General features: G+C 39.6%; 16 protein-coding genes. 1 reads left to right on the forward strand and 15 read right to left on the reverse strand.

Features of this window, described 5'->3' with window-relative positions:
- Positions 1–95: 95 nt before the first annotated feature.
- Entirely contained in the window at positions 96–1,289 is a 1,194-nt protein-coding gene (gene cytX / locus EO113_RS01675) for a putative hydroxymethylpyrimidine transporter CytX (RefSeq protein WP_127135358.1), read from the forward strand.
- A 132-nt stretch (positions 1,290–1,421) separates the two neighbouring features.
- Here cytX and EO113_RS01680 read toward each other — a convergent pair whose 3' ends face one another.
- The 15 genes from EO113_RS01680 to ppsA form a co-directional block, all read right to left on the reverse strand.
- Positions 1,422–2,114, reverse strand: coding sequence for a DNA repair protein RecO (locus EO113_RS01680; protein ID WP_062402908.1), 693 nt, complete (start codon positions 2,112–2,114; stop codon positions 1,422–1,424).
- A 150-nt stretch (positions 2,115–2,264) separates the two neighbouring features.
- Entirely contained in the window at positions 2,265–3,566 is a 1,302-nt protein-coding gene (locus EO113_RS01685; protein ID WP_127135359.1) for a hemolysin family protein, read from the reverse strand.
- A 213-nt stretch (positions 3,567–3,779) separates the two neighbouring features.
- Positions 3,780–4,679: a GTPase Era gene (gene era, locus EO113_RS01690; RefSeq protein ID WP_062402913.1), complete on the reverse strand. Its 900-nt coding sequence runs from the start codon at positions 4,677–4,679 to the stop codon at positions 3,780–3,782.
- The gene (ybeY, locus tag EO113_RS01695) at positions 4,672–5,148 is read right to left on the reverse strand and encodes an rRNA maturation RNase YbeY (RefSeq protein WP_126940254.1); all 477 of its coding nucleotides are present in this window, start codon (positions 5,146–5,148) and stop codon (positions 4,672–4,674) included. The genes era and ybeY overlap by 8 nt, the downstream gene beginning before the upstream one ends.
- The gene (locus EO113_RS01700) at positions 5,145–6,116 is read right to left on the reverse strand and encodes a PhoH family protein (RefSeq protein ID WP_127135360.1); all 972 of its coding nucleotides are present in this window, start codon (positions 6,114–6,116) and stop codon (positions 5,145–5,147) included. The genes ybeY and EO113_RS01700 overlap by 4 nt, the downstream gene beginning before the upstream one ends.
- A 10-nt stretch (positions 6,117–6,126) precedes the next feature.
- Positions 6,127–7,089: a TIGR01212 family radical SAM protein gene (locus EO113_RS01705; protein ID WP_127135361.1), complete on the reverse strand. Its 963-nt coding sequence runs from the start codon at positions 7,087–7,089 to the stop codon at positions 6,127–6,129.
- A 1-nt stretch (position 7,090) separates the two neighbouring features.
- Positions 7,091–8,917 carry a B12-binding domain-containing radical SAM protein gene (locus EO113_RS01710; protein ID WP_127135362.1) on the reverse strand — a complete coding sequence of 609 codons (1,827 nt, stop codon included), beginning with the start codon at positions 8,915–8,917 and terminating at the stop codon, positions 7,091–7,093.
- Between the two features lie 267 nt (positions 8,918–9,184).
- A complete protein-coding gene (locus EO113_RS08300) occupies positions 9,185–9,334 on the reverse strand; it encodes a putative holin-like toxin (RefSeq protein ID WP_370466807.1) in 150 nt (49 codons plus the stop codon).
- 380 nt (positions 9,335–9,714) lie between these two features.
- Positions 9,715–12,879, reverse strand: coding sequence for an efflux RND transporter permease subunit (locus tag EO113_RS01715; RefSeq protein ID WP_127135363.1), 3,165 nt, complete (start codon positions 12,877–12,879; stop codon positions 9,715–9,717).
- A 9-nt stretch (positions 12,880–12,888) separates the two neighbouring features.
- The gene (locus EO113_RS01720) at positions 12,889–14,055 is read right to left on the reverse strand and encodes an efflux RND transporter periplasmic adaptor subunit (protein ID WP_127135364.1); all 1,167 of its coding nucleotides are present in this window, start codon (positions 14,053–14,055) and stop codon (positions 12,889–12,891) included.
- Positions 14,036–14,623 (reverse strand): TetR/AcrR family transcriptional regulator, encoded by a 588-nt coding sequence (locus tag EO113_RS01725; RefSeq protein ID WP_009354034.1) that lies wholly within the window; start codon positions 14,621–14,623, stop codon positions 14,036–14,038. The genes EO113_RS01720 and EO113_RS01725 overlap by 20 nt, the downstream gene beginning before the upstream one ends.
- A gap of 270 nt (positions 14,624–14,893) precedes the next feature.
- Positions 14,894–15,880: a deoxyguanosinetriphosphate triphosphohydrolase gene (locus EO113_RS01730; protein WP_127135365.1), complete on the reverse strand. Its 987-nt coding sequence runs from the start codon at positions 15,878–15,880 to the stop codon at positions 14,894–14,896.
- A 15-nt stretch (positions 15,881–15,895) separates the two neighbouring features.
- Positions 15,896–16,714: a pyruvate, water dikinase regulatory protein gene (locus tag EO113_RS01735; protein WP_062402939.1), complete on the reverse strand. Its 819-nt coding sequence runs from the start codon at positions 16,712–16,714 to the stop codon at positions 15,896–15,898.
- An 8-nt stretch (positions 16,715–16,722) separates the two neighbouring features.
- Positions 16,723–17,352: a CBS domain-containing protein gene (locus EO113_RS01740; RefSeq protein WP_127135366.1), complete on the reverse strand. Its 630-nt coding sequence runs from the start codon at positions 17,350–17,352 to the stop codon at positions 16,723–16,725.
- Positions 17,353–17,403: 51 nt separating this feature from the next.
- Positions 17,404–19,776, reverse strand: coding sequence for a phosphoenolpyruvate synthase (gene ppsA / locus EO113_RS01745; protein ID WP_127135367.1), 2,373 nt, complete (start codon positions 19,774–19,776; stop codon positions 17,404–17,406).
- Between the last annotated feature and the right edge of the window lie 318 nt (positions 19,777–20,094).

The following is a 20,094-nucleotide window of genomic DNA, read 5'->3' on the forward strand; positions in this document are numbered from 1 at the left end:
TTGCAATACTAGGTATCTTAAGAATATCTATCATCTACAGGCTAATCGTTTCAGATTAGTCTTTTTTGTTCCTACTGGCATAGTTAGGAGTATTCATGAGTGATTCAAAACTTTCATCATCGCGGTTATCCCTCATTTGGTTCGGCGCCGCTCTTTCCATTGCGGAAATTATGACGGGCACCTATTTTGCGCCCCTAGGATTTTCCGATGGCCTATTAGCCATCATCATCGGTCACGTCATCGGCTGCTTGTTATTATTTGGTGCAGGACTCATCGGCGCTCGTGAACACATGAGTTCTATGCAAACTGTATCCACTGTCTTTGGCAATGGGGGCATGAAATTATTTTCTATTTTAAACGTTCTACAACTGATTGGTTGGACCGGTATTATGATTTATGACGGTGCTCTTGGTGCCGTAGAGTTATGGAATCTACCATTCACTGCGTGGACTTTCATTATCGGGGCCCTCATCATTGTATGGCTCTTCATTGGTATCCGTAACATGGGGTATATCAACAGCATCATGGGCTACGGCTTAGGTATCCTCTGCATCTATTTGTTGATTAGCTTGTTACAAGAAAGTTCCATTCACAGCCAAGGAATCATCACTGATGAAATGACTTTTACAGCGGCCTTGGAATTATCCATCGCTATGCCGTTGTCTTGGCTACCATTGATTAGTGATTATACTCGATTATCCAAGAACCCTGTGGCAGGTACTGCATCTAGTGCCATCGTATACGGCGTAACTAGTTCTGTCATGTATGTATTAGGCCTCGCTGCGGCCCTTTTTACAAATGAAAGCAACATTGCAAAGGTTCTTCTTCATGCTGGTTTAGGATTTGGTGGGTTAATTATCATCGTATTCTCTACTGTCACAACTACTTTTATGGATGCCTTATCTGCTGGTATTTCCTCTGAAAGTTTGCAGACTAAATATTCTGGTCGTACTATCGGTATTATCGTTACGATCATCGGTACCATCGGTGCATCCATCTATCCAATGGATAATATCATCCCTTTCTTATATATGATTGGATCCGTGTTTGCCCCAATGATTGCTATTTTATTAACTCACTATTTCTTTTTGCGCAAATGTCCGCGCCTTGACCATGGTCCTACCCTATACATCATTTGTTGGGCATCTGGTACTTATATGTACCATCAATTCCTTGACAGCAACCCATTCTTAGGGGCTAGCCTATCTACTATCGTAGGAACAGCATTAGCAACCATTGCAACGGCCTATATCATTAGCCTAATTTCTAAAAAGAAAAAAGAAATATAACCGCTTACTATACTATTTAGTGCGTATATAAGCACTCATTATTTCATTATACACTTTACAATAACTTCACAAATCAAAACAGGAGCATTCCTTCTATGAAAGGTAGCTCCTGTTTTCATTTTAATATATTAATTATATCATCGTCTCTAAAAACTCAATGCTATGCAATGTATATCCTAGTTGATATGTCAAAAGTTTTCGCAATAGAATTTCTAATTGATCCCATTGATTCGCAGTAAGACGTAAAGGCTTTGTAGGAATCCAATCATAGTTCAAAAGCATTGTTATCCCTTGTTGTAGCTCTTGTTTCACTACATACTGACAGGCTTCATAGATTTCATCGCAAAGACTTGCCATTACCTCAGGGTCTTCACAATGTTGCCCTTGTGGCACAAATCCCGCTAGACTTAACATATGCCACCCCAGCACAATAGAGCCTAAGCGAATAGGTTTATCCTGTATAGATTGTAAAAATCGGCTCATGTTCGTATATACACTGCGGTCTAATTTACCTTTTTCAAACAAAGCACTTACCAGTTCACCGCTAAAAGTAGCATAGGAAATATCTTCTAAACTTTCATAATCACGTGTAGAAATTCCATCTATCTGGATAATATCGTACATGTCTCCGTTAGGTGCTACTGTCAAATATAAACGGCTTAAAGGTTGCAAATACGCACCTTCTTTATAGTTAGCTTTACGCTTATGAGGAACAGAACAAAGTATAATGCCTTCTAACTTCGTGAGAAATGCATAGATACTATAGTATTTTCGTTTTTTACGCCACAGTACGATGGCTTCACTAGTAAACGTATTTGCTTTCATTTACAATTCCTCATACTTAACAGTATATTACTACTAATTCAGCAATATATGTATCATCCTTGTATATACTCTTGATATTCTTCTACATATGCATACTCTATATAGCCTACAAAAACTAAAAATCTACATGATTCTTGCATACAGTATCTATTAATTTGATTCGTCATCTATGTTTTCTTCAACAGGCACTGGCACGGCATATACACGTTCTATTCGATATCCTTGCATTTCTGTGACTGTGAAAGTATATCCATCTACGGTAATGACGTCACCAATGGCAGGTGTTCGCTCTAACATACCGAAAATAACACCACCAATAGTATCTTCGTCCACATCACCAAAGGAAATATCTAACACATCTTCCACTTCGTCTACCAGAACTTTCCCAGCAAAATTATAAGTTCCATTTGGATTTTCTACAATGGCTGGTAAATCTCGTTCGTGTTCGTCTTGAATATCACCCACCAGTTCTTCTAGGATATCTTCTAAGCCAACTAAGCCCACCATACCACCGTATTCATCCACCACAACAGCTTGATAAATACGACGTGTCCGCATGTGTTGTAATAGAACAGATAACTTCATCACTTCTGGAATGACAAGAATATTACGACGTATGGAACGTAAATCCTTACTCGCCTCTTCACGGCGTTCCATTAAATCCTTAATATGCACAAGGCCGATAATATGATCTTTATCTTCTAGACACAAAGGATATCTCGTGTGGCTTGTAGACGATACGATATGCATGGTCTCTTCAAAACTATCTTGGGTATATACGCACACCACATCTTGTCGAGGAATCATAACTTCCTTCGCAATGCGATCCACAAAATCGAATACATTATCGATAAGCTCACCTTCCACATGGTCAATTTCACCTTGTTGATGACTACGGCTTACCAAGGCACGGATTTCTTCTTCTGTATGTACTAGATCGATTTCTGTACGATAGGGAGCTTTGAAAGCTTTCAGTACTGTATTACCAATTTGTTCCGCAAGATATACAAAAGGAATTACAATTTTTCCAGCTAATCGAACAATGGTCACTGTAGTCCCTACATAGCGTTCAGGGAAGGATAATGCCAGCCCTTTGGGAATAATTTCGCCAAATATGAGCACTACTACAGCAAATAATGCTAATACAATCCATTCTACTATAATGGCATATGTGGCATCATACACTCCTAAATAATGTAATACCACATCAGTCCCATCTTCTAAATAGCGTCCTACATAGACTGCTAAAACGACTATAAAGAAGAGAATAAAGAAAGTGGATGTATTCATAAACCGTTCAGGTCGTTGGTATAATTCACGTAATTCTTCTTTTTTTCCATCACTCAAGGAGTCCATATCTTCTAGATGTTCTTCTCGTAAACGAGCAAAGGAGAATTTACTGATAACAAACAAACTAATGATTAAAATACAAAAGATGGCAAATAGAATCATGCCACCCGTGACGGGGGTATCGATATAAATCAGTCCTTTCTATATACACTATTTTAACAATGCCATACTCTATCTCAAGGTATGTGATTTTTTATACGTAATGTTGTCTACACTATGACCTAAAAGATTAACAGCGTGCCATAAAATAACCGGCCTTAAGTATTCATTCCGATATGCCAATTCAGACAACATAACTATTTTATTGCACTAGTACTAATTACGGTATCCCAATTCAGATAACATACCAGATTTATTGCGCCAGTCTTTTTTCACTTTTACCCATAAATCTAGGAATACTTTTGTAGCCAATAAACGCTCTACATCACCACGAGCTTGGCGGCCAATAGTTTTTAACATGGCTCCTTGTTTACCAATGATGATACCTTTTTGAGAATCTCGCTCTACATAGATAGTAGCTCGTACATAGGTAGTGCCATCCTCTCTCGTTTTCATTTCATCTACATCGACAGCAATGGCATGAGGAATTTCATCATGAGTCTGTAACAGGATTTTTTCACGCACAATATCAGAGATAATCAAACGTTCCGGTTGATCTGTAATCATATCATCTGGAAAGTATTTTGGACCTTCGGGTAAATGTTTTTCTAGTAAATTCACCACTTCTTCAATATTGTCTTTTTCTTTCGCAGAAATCGGTACCACCGCTTCAAAAGGATAGCTATTTTCATAGGATACGATAGCCTCTAACAAGTCTTGCTTTTCCATCGTATCAATTTTATTCACAATGAGGAACACTGGTACATTCACCTTACGAAGTTGTTCAATGACAAAGTTGTCACCAGGACCACGCTTCTCATTAGCTGCCACTACAAATAAGACAGCCTCTACTTCACGCAAAGAATCTACCGCTTGGTCTACCATGAATTCACCTAATTTATGTTTTGGCTTATGAATCCCTGGTGTATCCATGAACACGATTTGTTTCTTTTCATCTGTATAGACACAAACAATACGGTTTCGTGTCGTTTGCGCTTTATCAGATACGATAACAATTTTATCATCAATCAATGCATTAATTAATGTAGACTTTCCTACATTTGGTCGTCCTACAACGGCTACAAAGCCTGATTTAAATCCTTTTCCACTATTCATTATATGGCATATCCTCTCGTACATAACCTAAATTACCAAGCACAAATTCTTCCTCTGTGCGCATTTCTTTTTTATCTTCATCTATCATATGGTCATAGCCTAAAATGTGTAAACAGCTATGAACAGTTAAATAGGCAAGTTCACGAATAAAATCATGATTATACTCTTTCGCTTGCTCTGCTGCTCGCTCAAGGGAAATGACAATATCCCCTAATAACTGTCCTTCTTCCTCGATAGAAGCTTCATCTCCTTCATTGAGGGCAAACGATAATACATCTGTAGGCATATCTTTACCACGGTATTCACGATTTAATTCCTGAATTTTTCCGTTGTTACAGAGGAGCACACTATATTCATCTTCCTCGTGTAATCCATACACACGAGCCACTTCATTACAGCACCGTTGAATGACTTCCTCGTAAGTGCTATTCTGTTCGATTCCCTCATCATAGGAAATACTTACAATCATTCTCGTTTCCCTTTCTCTGAAAGTTGATATTCTTCATAGGCTTTCACAATACGACCTACCAAATCATGACGCACCACATCTTGGTCAGAAAAATAAATACACCGAATCCCTTTGATGCGTTGTAACACTTGCTCTGCTTCAATCAAACCAGATGTTATCTTCGGTGGCAAGTCAATTTGCGTAGGGTCTCCATTGACCACCATTTTCGATTGATACCCTAAGCGAGTTAAAAACATTTTCATCTGTTCTGGCGTCGTATTCTGCCCTTCATCAAGGATCACAAATGAACGTTCCAAGGTTCGACCACGCATGTAAGCCAATGGTGCTACCTCGATAGTCCCTTGTAAGAGCATCTTCTGCACTCGTTCTACACCGAACATATCATGTAAAGCATCATAGAGAGGACGTAAATAAGGGTCTACTTTTTCTTGTAAATCACCTGGCAAATACCCTAGCTTTTCCCCTGCCTCTACGGCAGGTCTCGTCAAAATAATACGATCCACTTCACGATTTTTCAAGTAAAATGCTGCCAGTGCAACAGCTAAATAGGTTTTTCCTGTTCCCGCAGGACCAATGCCAAAGGTGATCGTATTGCGACGGATACTATCTACATATTGTTTTTGACCCACTGTTTTAGGAATGATAGGATTCCCCTTCACAGTCACATTGATAGTATCTTCATATAACTGAAAAAGTGATTCTTTTTCGCCTTTCAAGATCATCGTAGTAGCTGTTCGCACATGATGATCGGTGATTTTAATATGATTTTTAAACAAGTATAACAGTACATCTAACACTTCCATTGCTACTTGTACAGATTCCTCTGAACCTGTTATATCCACAATGGTATCTCGATGTAATATATCTACTGTTACTAGTTCTTCTAATACTTTCATGTGAGATCCTTGAGGTCCCACGATAGGTCCTACCATGTCATAAGTAGGTATGGTAAATCTATGATTAGCCATATGCTCCCTTTCACAGAAATTTTTGAACCGCAGCGCCATGTAAATAATCATAGCCACTGCCTTGAGAAATATCTTCGTCTTCCATAATTTGATCAATCAAATCTTGTACGCGCCACCAGCCCATAGACCAATTCGTGAAGATTGTATTTTCCTCTGGCGCACGTCCTACTAGTCGTTGTAAGACAATCTTAGGGTCTAGGTAACGTAAAAATTCTACCACTCGTCGAGCGTATTCTTCTGCACTGATTAAGGTAAATTCACCAGCCTCATAATCTCGTGCCATTTTCGTATTCTTTACTAAGTATAATGCATGAAGCTTCACTTGGTCTACTTGTAAGGCTGATAAAGTTTTCGCTCCTTCAATAACATCGTCCATGGTGTCCCATGGAAGGTTCAGTATCATATGAGCACACACTTCAAATCCATAACGCTTGATGCGCAATACTGCATCGATAAACTCCGCCATCGTATGTCCTCGGTTTACCTTTTGTAATGTATGATAGTTCACCGATTGTAAGCCTAATTCTACATAGATATCAATGCCATATTTGTTTTGTATATCTGTTAAAATATCTAAATAGGCATCATGTACACAGTCCGGACGCGTGGCAATGGCAATGCCTACCACATGTTCTAAGCAAGCTTCTTCCACATACTGGCGAAACTTCTCTGGTGGCAAATAAGTGTTACTAAAATTCTGAAAATACGGTATATATTTATAGGCTTTATATTTTTTAGCAATATGCACCACTGTTTCATGAATTTGCTGTTTCACCGTCATCGAGGCTGGTCGATTTTCATAGCCTGCTCCAATTTCACCACAGAAGGTACATCCACCTACACCTGCTGATCCATCGCGATTAGGGCATGTCAACGGTAATGCCACTGGAATTTTATAGGCCTTTTCCCCATATCGCTCTTTGTAAAAAGCAGATATCATACGATACCGCTTTGGCTTTGTGGTATCACTCATATCACACCTCCTCCCTGATAGTTGAACTAGAAATATGTTCTCGATAATTCAAATTCGTATCTACACATTGTTGAGGACGTATAAAAGGTTTCGTCTCACCTTTTACGTCAATGATGATGACATATGTATTACTTAGTATAACAGTATCTGTCATAGAAACATCAAAATTATTAATCCCTAAGTATAGCAATGCCTCACCACACACCTCAATCGTATGATAATCCTGTCGGATTCTTCGCCATTCTACAAAGGAATAGTTAGGAATATATTGTTGTACCAAGCTTTCCTCACGCCAGAATATTTCGGCATCTTGCATTTCTTGTTTTCTGTCTTTGGACAAACCAAATCGTTCGTCACGGGTTTTCCCATTGAAAGATGTCAATACATCGTAGCGTAGTAAATCACAGGCCACTCGGTCTCCTTTCAAGGTGAAGAACTCATAAAGGAATGCTATTTGATCAGCATCATTTAATTTACGGTCTTGATTCCCTTTTTCTAACCATAGCTTGGTCATGTCTTCAAAATAGGCAAAGGCCGATCCTTCTTGGATTAAGCTTTCACTAATGTACCCAAAAACTGTGCGATACCGTTCACTATTATAGAACCGTTCAAACACATCTTCAAAATGTTTTAACATGCGTACATCATCATAAGGCAAGACATGGGTTTGTAATACTTCATAAGGTGCTTTCGGATTGGCAATATACTCGTACTCTGCCATGGAACGCACGCCAGAGCCTTTTAATAACTTTAAAAATCCAATCTGCAACGCATGAGGTTGCAAACTGAATAAATCATTAAAGGACTTCTCGAAAATAGCTTTACTTTCATAAGGCAAGCCTACAATTAAATCCATATGCACATGGGTGCGCCCAGCCTTGATGATTGGTGGTATCACAGATTGAATGCGCCCCCAATCATTGCGCCGATGGATCGCCTCTAAGGTCTTATCATGCGTACTCTGAACGCCTACCTCAATCTGTATTTGACCATGACGAGTAGAACTTAGAATATCTACTTCTTTTTCCGTCATTAAAATGGATTCCATTTCCAAGTGAAAGTTCGTCTGTCCCCCATGGTCACGCATCCACTCCATCAATGGAATATGATGATGAGGAGCACAGTTAAACGTACGATCCACAAACTTCACCTGTTTTACATTATGCTCGACGAACCAAGCTAACTCTTCGATTACCCGTTCTTGGGGAAAGAATCGTACAGTGTTGCGATTTCCAGATAAACAATACTGGCAACTAAAGGGACAACCACGAGAAGATTCATAATAGACAATTTTATTCCCTAAGGTAAGCATATCTTCCTCTGTGTACGGGAATGGTATGGTGCTTAGATCCTTCACCTCTACCGCCTCTTCAGACCCTTGAATGTTGCCTTGTTCTCTACCTAGGATACCAGGTATGACAGGATCAACAGGAGAGTGACCTGTACGAATTGCTTTCACAAAGGAAGTGAAAGCCTCCTCAGCTTCCCCTTGCACAATATAGTCAATATATGGGTGGTCTTCTAATAGTTCCCGCGCTGTATAACTCACCTCAGGCCCCCCTAAGATAATCTTAGTACTAGGGCGGACCGCTTTGATCATAGAACATAGATGCATTGTCATATCGACATTCCAGATATAACAAGCAAAGCCTATTACATCTGCATCTAACGTAGTGACATTGTTTAAGATATCTAAAATAGGCATATTAATAGTGTATTCCACTATCTCATATGCCTCGTCCTTCGTTCTTCCATAAGCCTGCAAATAACGCAACGCCAAAGAAGAATGTATATATTTTGAATTCAACGTTGAAATAATAACTTTCATTTGTACCTCACTCATCGAATGAACCTAGTTCATCGGCTATTATTTCATTATACCACAAAACACAAACCTCTCCCATAATTTAACTCTTAGAGCGACGCAGTTAGACATAGGAACAAGTAGTATTTTTTTGCAAAGTATGGTATACTTGACATGTAAAAAAGAAGAGCCATCAACGTGTAGCTGGCGTTAGGCTCATCTCAAAAAGTCAAAATTTGATTTCGCCTAACGTGTGAGGGCCGTAAAACCTCATTTAGTTAGGCGTTTTCATTAGCTATAAAAGCAACGAATAACTTCTACAATTAACATAGAAAATTGAATCAATAAAGATAACTTTTCATATGTAGTCATAGTATCACCTCCTCCCATAAAAGGAAGAGATGAGCCTAACAACACGTTAATGACTCTTCTAATCTCCATTATACTATAAAATTACTCAAAATGTTAATATTTATCAATATAGTTCCCTACCCAAGAGGAACGCAGTTAGGTGTAGCAGCCTTCGTGGCGGCCTTTACTGACAAAATGATACAAACACAGGAAGAGCACGGCGTGCTCCGAACAAACATTATGAAATACCGTTTGTGAGGAGTATGTCGTGCTCTAACTATCCCCTGAGGAACGCAGTTAGGTGTAGCAGCCTTCGTGGCGGTCTTTACTGACAAAATTACACAAACATAGGAAGAGCACGGCGTGTTCCGAAGCAAACCTAACCACTGTATCAGTTTGCGTAGGAATATGTCGTGCTCTTCCCTTTTTATCATATTCAATTAAGACCGCCACAAGGCTGCATAGCCTAATTAGTGACGTTTAAAGCCTAGTTTTTCTATAATGATGAACAGCATAGGGATGATTGCCACTCCAAAGAATGTGGCTGTAATCATACCAAATACTACGGTCACACCCAAGGATGCACGGGCACCAGCACCAGCGCCACTTGCCAACATCAATGGCGAGCATCCAATGATGAATGCAAAGGACGTCATCAAGATAGGACGTAAACGAATCTTCGCTGCTTCAATAGCTGCGTCTACATAGTTCATACCTCTTTCATCAACACGAATCTTAGCATATTCAATGATTAAGATCGCATTCTTCGCTGCCAAGCCCACTAATGTAAGTAAGCCGATTTGGAAGTAAATATCCAAGGCAAAGAAATGTGTAGATTTCATCATGGCACCAATCATATTGAATAACCATGGACCAAGAACAGCACCAAAGATACCTGTTGGAACAGATAATAATACTGCAAATGGCACTTTCCAAGATTCATACAAGGCAGCCAACACAAGGAATACAAAGACAATACCGAATCCAAAGATAATCAACACTTGAGACCCCGCTTTGATTTCCTCACGAGTTTGTCCACCCCAATCATAGGTATATCCTTGTGGCAATGTATTTTTCGCCACTTCTTCTAATGCTTTGATAGCATCACCAGAGCTGACACCTTGGTTAGTATTACCACCGATGCTCACTGCTGGGAAGTTGTTATATCGTGTTACCACAAAGGCAGATGTCGTTTTTTGCGGTGTAATATACGTATCAACTGGCACCATTTGACCTGCAGCGTTACGAACAGTTAACAGATGATTCATACTAGGATCGGTACGGAACTGATTGTCCGCTTGTAACATAACTTTGTAGTTTTTACCAAACTTAGTAAAGTCATTTAACTGCATACCACCATAATATCCTTGTAAGGCTGTATAAATATCTGTCACCGCTACGCCATCACGAGCCGCTCTATCACGATTCACATCAAAATTATAGGATGGTGTGGCCGTATTGAAAGTCGTATAAATACTGCGGAACTCAGGACGTTTTTGAGCTTCTCCTAAGAACTGTTGCACTACCGCATTCATTTGTTCTGTACTATGACCCGCTTTATTGATGAGGTACATGGAGAAACCACCTGTATTACCAAGACCTGGGAGGGATGGTGGATTCAACGGAATAATCGTTCCTCGTGGGTCCTTAGAACCATGGATGAAAGTATTTCTAATCTTCGAACCAAGCTGTTGATCTGGTTGCGTTCTTTCATCCCAATCAATTAAGGATGTAAAGATGGCACCACCACTAGTTTGTGCCGTTCCTGACAAGACATCAAAACCTGGCACTGTGATCGTACCATTCATATCTTTATCTTCATTCAAGAAGTGCCCTAAATCAGTTAACACATCTTTTGTACGGCTAGAAGTAGCCCCTGGCGGCAAGGATACCGCAACCAGAAAATAGCCACTATCTTCAGCAGGTACGAATCCACTTGGCACCATACGCATCATACCAAAAGCTGCACCTAAGAAGATAGCCAATGCCAACCATGTGGCCCATAGACGATTGGACCAACGAGCTAAAAGAATACCATACTGATCGATTCTTCGATCCAAGAATCCATTAAACCACTCCAAGAAACGACCCACTATATTAGTAGTCTCTTTTGGCTTATGTGGTTTTAACATAATACCACACAATGCAGGCGTCAATGTCAATGCTACAAAGGCAGAATTAATAACAGAAATAGCTACTGTTAAAGCGAATTGTTTATACAATACCCCCGTTAAACCACCCATGAAGGCCACTGGAACGAATACGGAAATCAATACAAAGGCAATACCAATAACAGGGCCTTGTACTTTTTCCATGGCTGCCACAGTAGCCGCTTTTGGTTTCAACCCATTGTAGCGCATTTCATATTCTACAGCTTCGATTACGACGATGGCATCATCCACGACGAGGCCAATCGCTAACACCATGGCTAGCAAAGTCAATGTATTAACAGTAAAGCCCATTACTTGGAACGCCGCAAAAGTACCAATCAAAGATACTGGCACTGCAATCATTGGAATCACTGTAGACTGCCATGTTTGCAAGAACAAGTACACAATTATCGCTACGAGAATCAAGGCTTCTGCAAAGGTTTTTACTACTTCTTTCATAGAAGCTTTTACGAATTTTGTATTATCTACAATAATCTTCGCTTGCATATCCGGTGGGAATGCTTCTTCTTGTTGGTGAATAACCTCTTTTACAGCATTGATTGTTTCTAATGTATTCGCATCATTCGTTAATGAAACAGCAAATACAGCTACTGGTTTATCATTGCCCGTTTCTTTTGAGAAGCTTGTAGGCTCTACAGAATAACTTTGTGCCCCTAATTCAACACGAGCTACATCTTTTAAATGCAATAAATTATTCTTTTTATCTTTTTTAATTACGATATTTTCAAATTCTGAAATTTCAGCCAAACGACCTTGTACTTTCACAGATGTGTTGAAAGCTTGATCTTTGTCAATTGGATCGGAACCTAACGCACCTGCTGCAGCCTGTTTGTTTTGACTGCGAATCGCATTGCTTACATCTGTTATGGTAACGCCATACTTAGACATTTTTGTAGGGTCTAGCCAAATGCGCATAGCATAGTCAGCACCGAACTCCTGCACTGTACCCACACCATTCACAGATTGGATGGCATCCATCATGTAGTTAGTGGCATAGTTTTTCAAGAAAGTTCTATCATAACTACCATTTGGCGATACCAAGGAGAATACCATGGCCATATCACCAGAAGATTTCGTAGTGGTCACGCCCACCGTTTGTACTTCGGATGGCAAGGATGCCAAGGCACGGGCTACACGGTTTTGTACGTTTACCGTATCCATATCGGCATCAGTTCCTTGCTCAAATTGAACTGTCAAGTTATAAGAACCATCCCCTGTACTCGTGGATTTCATATAATCCATATTTTGGACGCCAACGATTTGTTTTTCGATGACTGCCGCTACCGATTCGCTTACAACCTCAGCATTGGCACCCATATAGGCAGTACGAACCTGTACCTGTGGTGGTGAAATCTGTGGATATCTATCGATTGGCAGTTTTGATAAGGAAATCAACCCTAGCAATGTAATAATAATAGAGATTACGATGGCAAAGATAGGGCGATTAATAAAGAATTTTGACACAATATCACCCTAATTACCTTTCTCAATATCTTCCTTGCTTAATAAAGTTGCCTTAACTTCTGCTCCATTTTTCGCTTTTGTTAAGCCGTCAACAACGATTTCATCGCCTACTGTTAAGCCTTTCCCATCTTTGGAAGGACGAATGATAGTGTATTTACCACTAGTACCACTTGTTGTTACTGGTACTTGTTCTACTTTACCATCTCGGATGACCATCACAAATGTTTTATCCAGTACTTGTAATAAAGCACGAGACGGCACTAAAATTGCCCCTTGAATAGTTTCACCGCTAGTAATAACGGATGCATACATATTTGGTAACAACATATGATTTGGATTTGGGAATGCTGCTTTTAAAATCAACTGACCTGTACCGCTATCTAAGTTTTTCGCAGCTTCCACAATGCGACCTTTAATTGTGCTTACAATTTTGTGATTATCATCGTAAGTACCATAGATTTCACCATTGGACAATTTCAATTCTACTTCGCCATCTACAGAACGATGTGCTTTTTTATATTCTAAGTACTCCGCTTCACTCATGCTAAATTGTACATATACTGGATCTGTAGAGTTCAATGTGACAAGTGCTGTTTGACCAGCTGTAACAAAGGTCCCTAGATCTACATCATCCATTTCCAATGTACCATCAAATGGCGCATATACAACCGTATCTTGCAAATTATTTTCCGCTAAGCGGATTTGTGCTTCCATCGCTTCTAAGGCTGCGCGATTTTGGGCTGCCACACTAACTTGTGTATCTAATGTTTGGCGGGCAATAGCATCTTCATTGGCCAATGTTTGATAGCGCTGTAAATCGACTTGAGAGTTTTGGTACGCTGCGCTAGATCGTGCTGCATTGGCTTGTGCACTAGCTAGGTTCGCTTCATATTGACGTCCATCGAGACGATACAATGCTTGACCGGCTTTTACCGTGTCGCCCCCTTTTACATATTTTTCAACAACTCGACCGGATACATTCGCGCGAATCACAATAGAGTTTTGCGCCAATACAGTACCATTGAAAGATTCTTGTACATTTGTATCAGTAGCTGTGATTTTATAGGAGTTAACCTCCGTTGGACCTTGCCCCGGAGCTTGTCCACCACAACCAGATACAAGTACAAGGGCTGCCAAGCTAGCTGCCACTAAACCATTATACGCTTGTTTTTTCATTCATTTCACCCTTATTTGTAATACCCTGTAATATAACTGAAATAACCTTTGGCATATATTTATAAATATCCTCATGATGATTGGAGCTTTCAAACACAATGCGTCGTACAGCACCTTGCAACATCATAATGATAATATCAACATCCACATAGCGAGCAATAGTTCCTTGCTCTTGTTGGTGTAGTAAATAGTGTTTAAGTAAGTCCCAATCTTTCTTGAACAAAGTTTTCAACGTTTCTTGTAGTTGCGGTATATATAAGAAGATTTCTATGAAAGATTCTCCACTGAAAGCCGCATACAAATTTGATCGTACTCTAAAATACCTATTTAATACTTCTTCTACAGTAAGACTTTTATTGTTCACAATATTCTCATGCTGTCTGTAAAAGTCTTCTGCCCCATGGACTAAAATGGTTTCTACAATTTCATGTTTAGAACGAAATTGTTCATACAACGTACGTTTACTAATAGTCAATGCTTTTGCTAAATCATCCATGCGGAATGATATGCCTTGCTCTTCAATCATTATGGCCGCCGCTGCTAGAATTTTCTCCTTAACGGTAACCAATATAGCCCTCCTTTCATACTCTCTTTTATATCTATTAAAACTCAAAGTATACTACTCAGTACCACTCTTTAGTTTACTTAAAATAAGAACAAATGTCAAACTATGAAACCCATCAATTCGATGATGTCTATATACCCCAAACTTTCATTTTTAGAAAGTTTAGGGCATGAATACCCCAAACTTTTATTTTTTAAGAGTTTAGGGTATGAATACCCTAAATTTGCAAACAAAAAATGCCACGCCTTGGCGTAGCATTTCTGTAAAAACAGATTAGTTATCCCATACTTTCGGTATATAGCATTCTGTAAATAGTTTGATGGCATAATTGTCCGTCAGTCCCGCCACATAATCCACAATATCTTGGTCTGTGATGGGATTGTCATGATGGATTTCATGACGGATTGCCTCAGGGTGTTCCTTATAATACATAAAGAGATGTTTTACCACATAGTCACCTTTATTCCTATCTGGAATTAACGACGGTGCCCGATAGACACGTTCAAACATAAAGCGGCGGAAAATATTCATAGTTTCCACTCCACGGTCTGACATCGATATAACTGGTTGATCCATAGAGGATGTCACCATGTCTGTGACCATGGCAGTAATCATTTTGGAATGGGTATCCCCAAAGACTTGTACCACTTCTTTCGGTAAATCATCCACCCTGAGCATATGTGCCCGTAAGGCGTCATCAAAGTCATGACATAAATAGGCGATTCGGTCTGCAGTGCGTATAATCTGCCCTTCCAAGGTAAGAGGCATATGAGATCCTGTATGCCCTAAAATACCATCACGAACAGCAGTTGTTAGGTTAAGACCTTGTCCATCCTTTTCTATACTTTCCACCATGCGCAAGCTTTGCTCATTATGATTAAAGTGCCCTACCATATCACGAAGAGCATATTCTCCGACATGCCCAAAAGGCGTATGCCCCACATCATGACCCATAGCGATAGCCTCGGTCAAATCTTCATTCAGCCGCAGTGCACGAGCGATGGTACGTCCAATCTGTCCCACTTCTAAGGTATGTGTCATGCGAGTCCGATAATGGTCCCCCGGCGCAATATAGACTTGCGTTTTATGTTTTAATCGACGGAAACATTTGCTATGTAAAATACGATCTCGATCTCGTTGAAAATCCGTCCGATATGGATCAGGCTCTTCCCTACGATCTCTTACAGATTCTCTACTTTTAGCCGCATAAGGACTTAACATAGTATATTCTCGTTCTTCTAGCATTTCACGAATACTCATATGACACCTCCTAGCTTAGCGTGTATCCATGACACGATTTTTTTGAATGATTTGCATCACCATACCAGCTGTTTCTTCGATAGATTTATTAGTTACATCAAGTACTGGACAATGTAACCGTCTCATCACAGTTTTTGCATAATTTAACTCTTCTTCAATACGGCTTACATTCGCATAATTAGCGTCCGCATGTAATCCCATGGTACGAAGACGTTCTTCACGAATATTATTCAATTTGAAAGGATCAATAATTAACCCCACAATCTTGCGCCCTGGAATTTGGAACAATTCTTCTGGCAACGGTACTTCTGGTACCAATGGTAAATTGGCTGCTTTTATTTTTTTATAGGCTAAGAACATAGATAATGGTGTCTTACTAGTACGAGAAATACCAATAATGACAATATCTGCTTTTTCAAAGCCTTTTGGATTTTTACCATCGTCGTATTTCACGGCAAATTCAATAGCCTCTACCTTTTTGAAATATTCTTGGTCTAGTTTATGAATCATACCAGGTGCCAATCTAGGCTCTGTATCTGTCATAGTTCCTACTGCATCCATAACAGGACCCATAATATCTACGGCTTGCACACCTTGTGCTTTACAAGCTGTATCTAAATAAGACCGCAATGCTGGTGATACAATGGTATGACAGATCACATGTCCGCCGGTAGCGGCTTCTTTTACCACTTCATTTATTTGTAATTCATCATTAATATAGGGCACACGAACGATATCAATCGTTTCCTTATCATATTGACTTGCCGTAGCACGTGCCACCGATTCAGCTGTTTCTCCTAGGGAGTCAGAAATTGCATAAATAATTTTAGCCATAATTACTCCTATCCTTTTCCACAGTCCCAAAATAAACGGGTCACTGTGGTTTTAGAAATACGACCTACTACACGATATTCTTTACTTGTCTCTAATAATACCTTATCTACTACCGGTACGCAATCGATTTCAAAATCAATCATCCGTTCTACTGCTTCCACAACAGGCATATCGGGATATGCCACTACGACTTTACTAGTAGGTGTCATGATCATGGAAATAGGCATAGTATTTAAATCAGACCCACCAAGAGAGGCGCGCAATAAATCTTTACGAGAAACCACTCCTTTTAATATACCATCATCGCAGATTAAGATAGTTCCTACATCTTCTGTGAACATGGTAACAATTGTGTCATACACAGATGCTGTGGAACTGACTGCTACCACACTGGACATAACTTGTGCCACAGTAAAACTATTAATCTCAGCCGCTAAGGGATTATTTGCCACTTTACCAACATAGTAATACCCTACCTTTGGCCGTGCATCTAAAATACCCATCATTGTCAGTACCGTTAAATCTGATCGCAACGCAGACCTCGTTAAGTCCAATTTTGTAGCGATAGCTTTACCAGTGATAGGCCCTTCTTGTTGTACAATTTGTACAATCGATTCTTGTCGTTTTGAAAGATTCATATTGTTACCTTTCTATGAAAAAGGAGGCTCCTTCCAGAGCCTCCTCATCTATTACCAATCTAAAGCTTCTGTATTTTGACGACCTTTGCCTGTCAAAGCATCTAACATAATGCGTTGTTCTAATTGTGCCACCATTTTTTTCGTAGACACCACAGCATCTGGATTTACAGAAATAGAGTCAATACCATGTTTTACTAAGAACTCACAGAACTCTGGATATACACTTGGCGCTTGTCCACAGATGGATACTGTTTTGCCATCTTTGTGTGCTGTTTCAATTAAGTGTTTAATAGCACGTTTTACAGCCAAGTTTCTTTCATCATAAATATGTTGTACAGTTTCATTATCTCGATCACAGCCTAATACAAGCATCGTTAAGTCATTGGAACCGATAGAGTAACCATCTACATATTGATTGAATTGATCCGCCAAGATAATGTTCGCAGGGATTTCAGCCATCAACCATACTTTGAAGTCCGCATTACGTTGTAAGCCGTGTTCTGCCATAATACGAGTTACTTCTGCTGCTTCCTTCACAGTACGACAGAATGGAATCATAACTTGCAAATTTTTAAAACCGAATTCATTGCGTACTTTTTTAATGGCTTCTAATTCTAACAAGAACGCTGGTGCATAGCGTTCATCATAGTAGCGAGAAGCGCCACGGAATCCAAGTAACGCGCTAGATTCTTCTGGCTCGTATTTATCACCACCATTTAAATCACGGTATTCGCTAGATTTGAAGTCACTCAAACGCAATACAACTTGTCGAGGGGCTAAGGCTGCACATACTTTACGCATACCTTCGGCTAAGGTATCAATAGCAAAATCACGACGACCTGTTTCGATTAAATGCATTGGGTGTTCATGAATAAAAGTAGTCCAAATGAATTCCTCACGCATTAAACCAATACCATCACAAGGTAATACGCCATATTTTTCAGCCAAGTCTGGATCGCCTAAGTTCATGTAGATTTTAGTAGCTGTAATCGGTGTTGGCTCTACATAGCGAGCTTCTGCTGCCGGTTCTACTTTTTTAGTAGCCTCTTCTAAAATTCCATCATAGACAATACCATTTGTAGCATCTACAGTAATCATTTGACCGTCAGAAATCGTTTTCGTCGCCTCTTCACTGCGAGATTTTGTACCTACAATACAAGGAATCCCCAACTCACGACTTACAATAGACGCATGACAAGTCATACCACCTGCATCTGTGACAATAGCTTTAGCTTTTTTCATCGCCGGTACCCAGTCAGGTGCAGTCATAGTAGTAACAAGGATTTCTCCTTCTTTAAAATCATCGATATCTTCTGGATTTTCAATCACATGAGCACGACCTGCTGCTTTACCAGGGCTCGCAGGAAGACCTTTTACAACAATCTTACGTTCTGTTGTAGTCGCTTCCACTACAGTTTCTTCTTTTTCTTTCTTTTGAGAGAATACAGTTTCTGGACGGGCTTGTAAAATCCATACTTTTCCATCGCGCTCATCGATGCCCCATTCCATATCCATATAGCAACCATAATGTTTTTCAATTGCTTTTGCATAAGTTGCTAATTCGATAACTTGTTCGTCTGTGATAACTTGTTGACGAGCTTGGTCTTCAGGAATTTGAATTTCAACGCAATCCCCTTCTGGTTTACGTACTAATGCAAGATTTTTATCATTAATCATACGATCGGTAATTTGCATTGTTGCTTTATCTACAGTGAAATTATCTGGTGTCACTGTACCTTGCACTACATACTCACCAAGACCCCAAGATCCTTCGATAATAATGGATTTATCATCACCATTCATAATATTCACAGAGAACATAACGCCTGCAGCTTTAGAGTATACCATCATTTGGATGGCTGCTGACAAGGCTACTGTCATATGATCGAAACCTTGTTTTACACGATAGTAGGTAGCACGGTCAGTGAAAGTAGATGCATAGCATTCTTTTACTTTAGCAATGATCATATCTGCACCACGAACATTTAAGTATGTATCTTGTTGACCTGCAAAACTAGCATCTGGCAAATCTTCCGCTGTAGCACTAGACCGAACCGCCACAAACGGGTTCTCTTCCCCTACTTTACGTGCTAATTCTTCATAGCCGTTACGAATGGCCTCAGCTAATGGAGCTGGCATTTCTTCATCCATAATCATTTGACGTACTTCTGCAGTCACCTTACGTAACAAAGCAGAATTTTCCACATCATGTAACTCTTCTAGTTTAGCTTTAATTCGATCTACTAAACCAGTTTCTTCCATAAAATAACGATAGCCATGGGCTGTAGTAGCATATCCATAAGGAACAGGTACATTCGTAGAAGAAGTCATTTCTCCTAAAGAAGAAGACTTACCACCAACAATATCCACATCCTCACGATGCAATTCATCAAACCAAAGAACATATGCAGTATCACGACTCATGATTATCCCTCCATTAGATATAGTGTTCATAATTTAACTATATAGTACAACACATATAATAAATAGTCAAGCACTATTAGGATTAGAATCAAAAGTAAGTTGTAAATTAAGCCCCATTTTAATAAAAGATATATCATAATAAGGTAATTTTAAATAAAAAAGCACCCTTATAGGATGCTCTTCCATTTGCCCTATTCAGTTACAAACGGCACAGGCTACATAGGGAAGCAAGTGATATTGGTAATACACCTACTAACTGTGCTATAATTAAGATAACAAAAGAAGAGCCATCAACGTGTAGCTGGCGTTAGGCTCATC

The sequence above is a fragment of the Veillonella sp. 3913 genome (assembly GCF_003992235.1).
Taxonomy (GTDB): Bacteria; Bacillota; Negativicutes; order Veillonellales; family Veillonellaceae; genus F0422.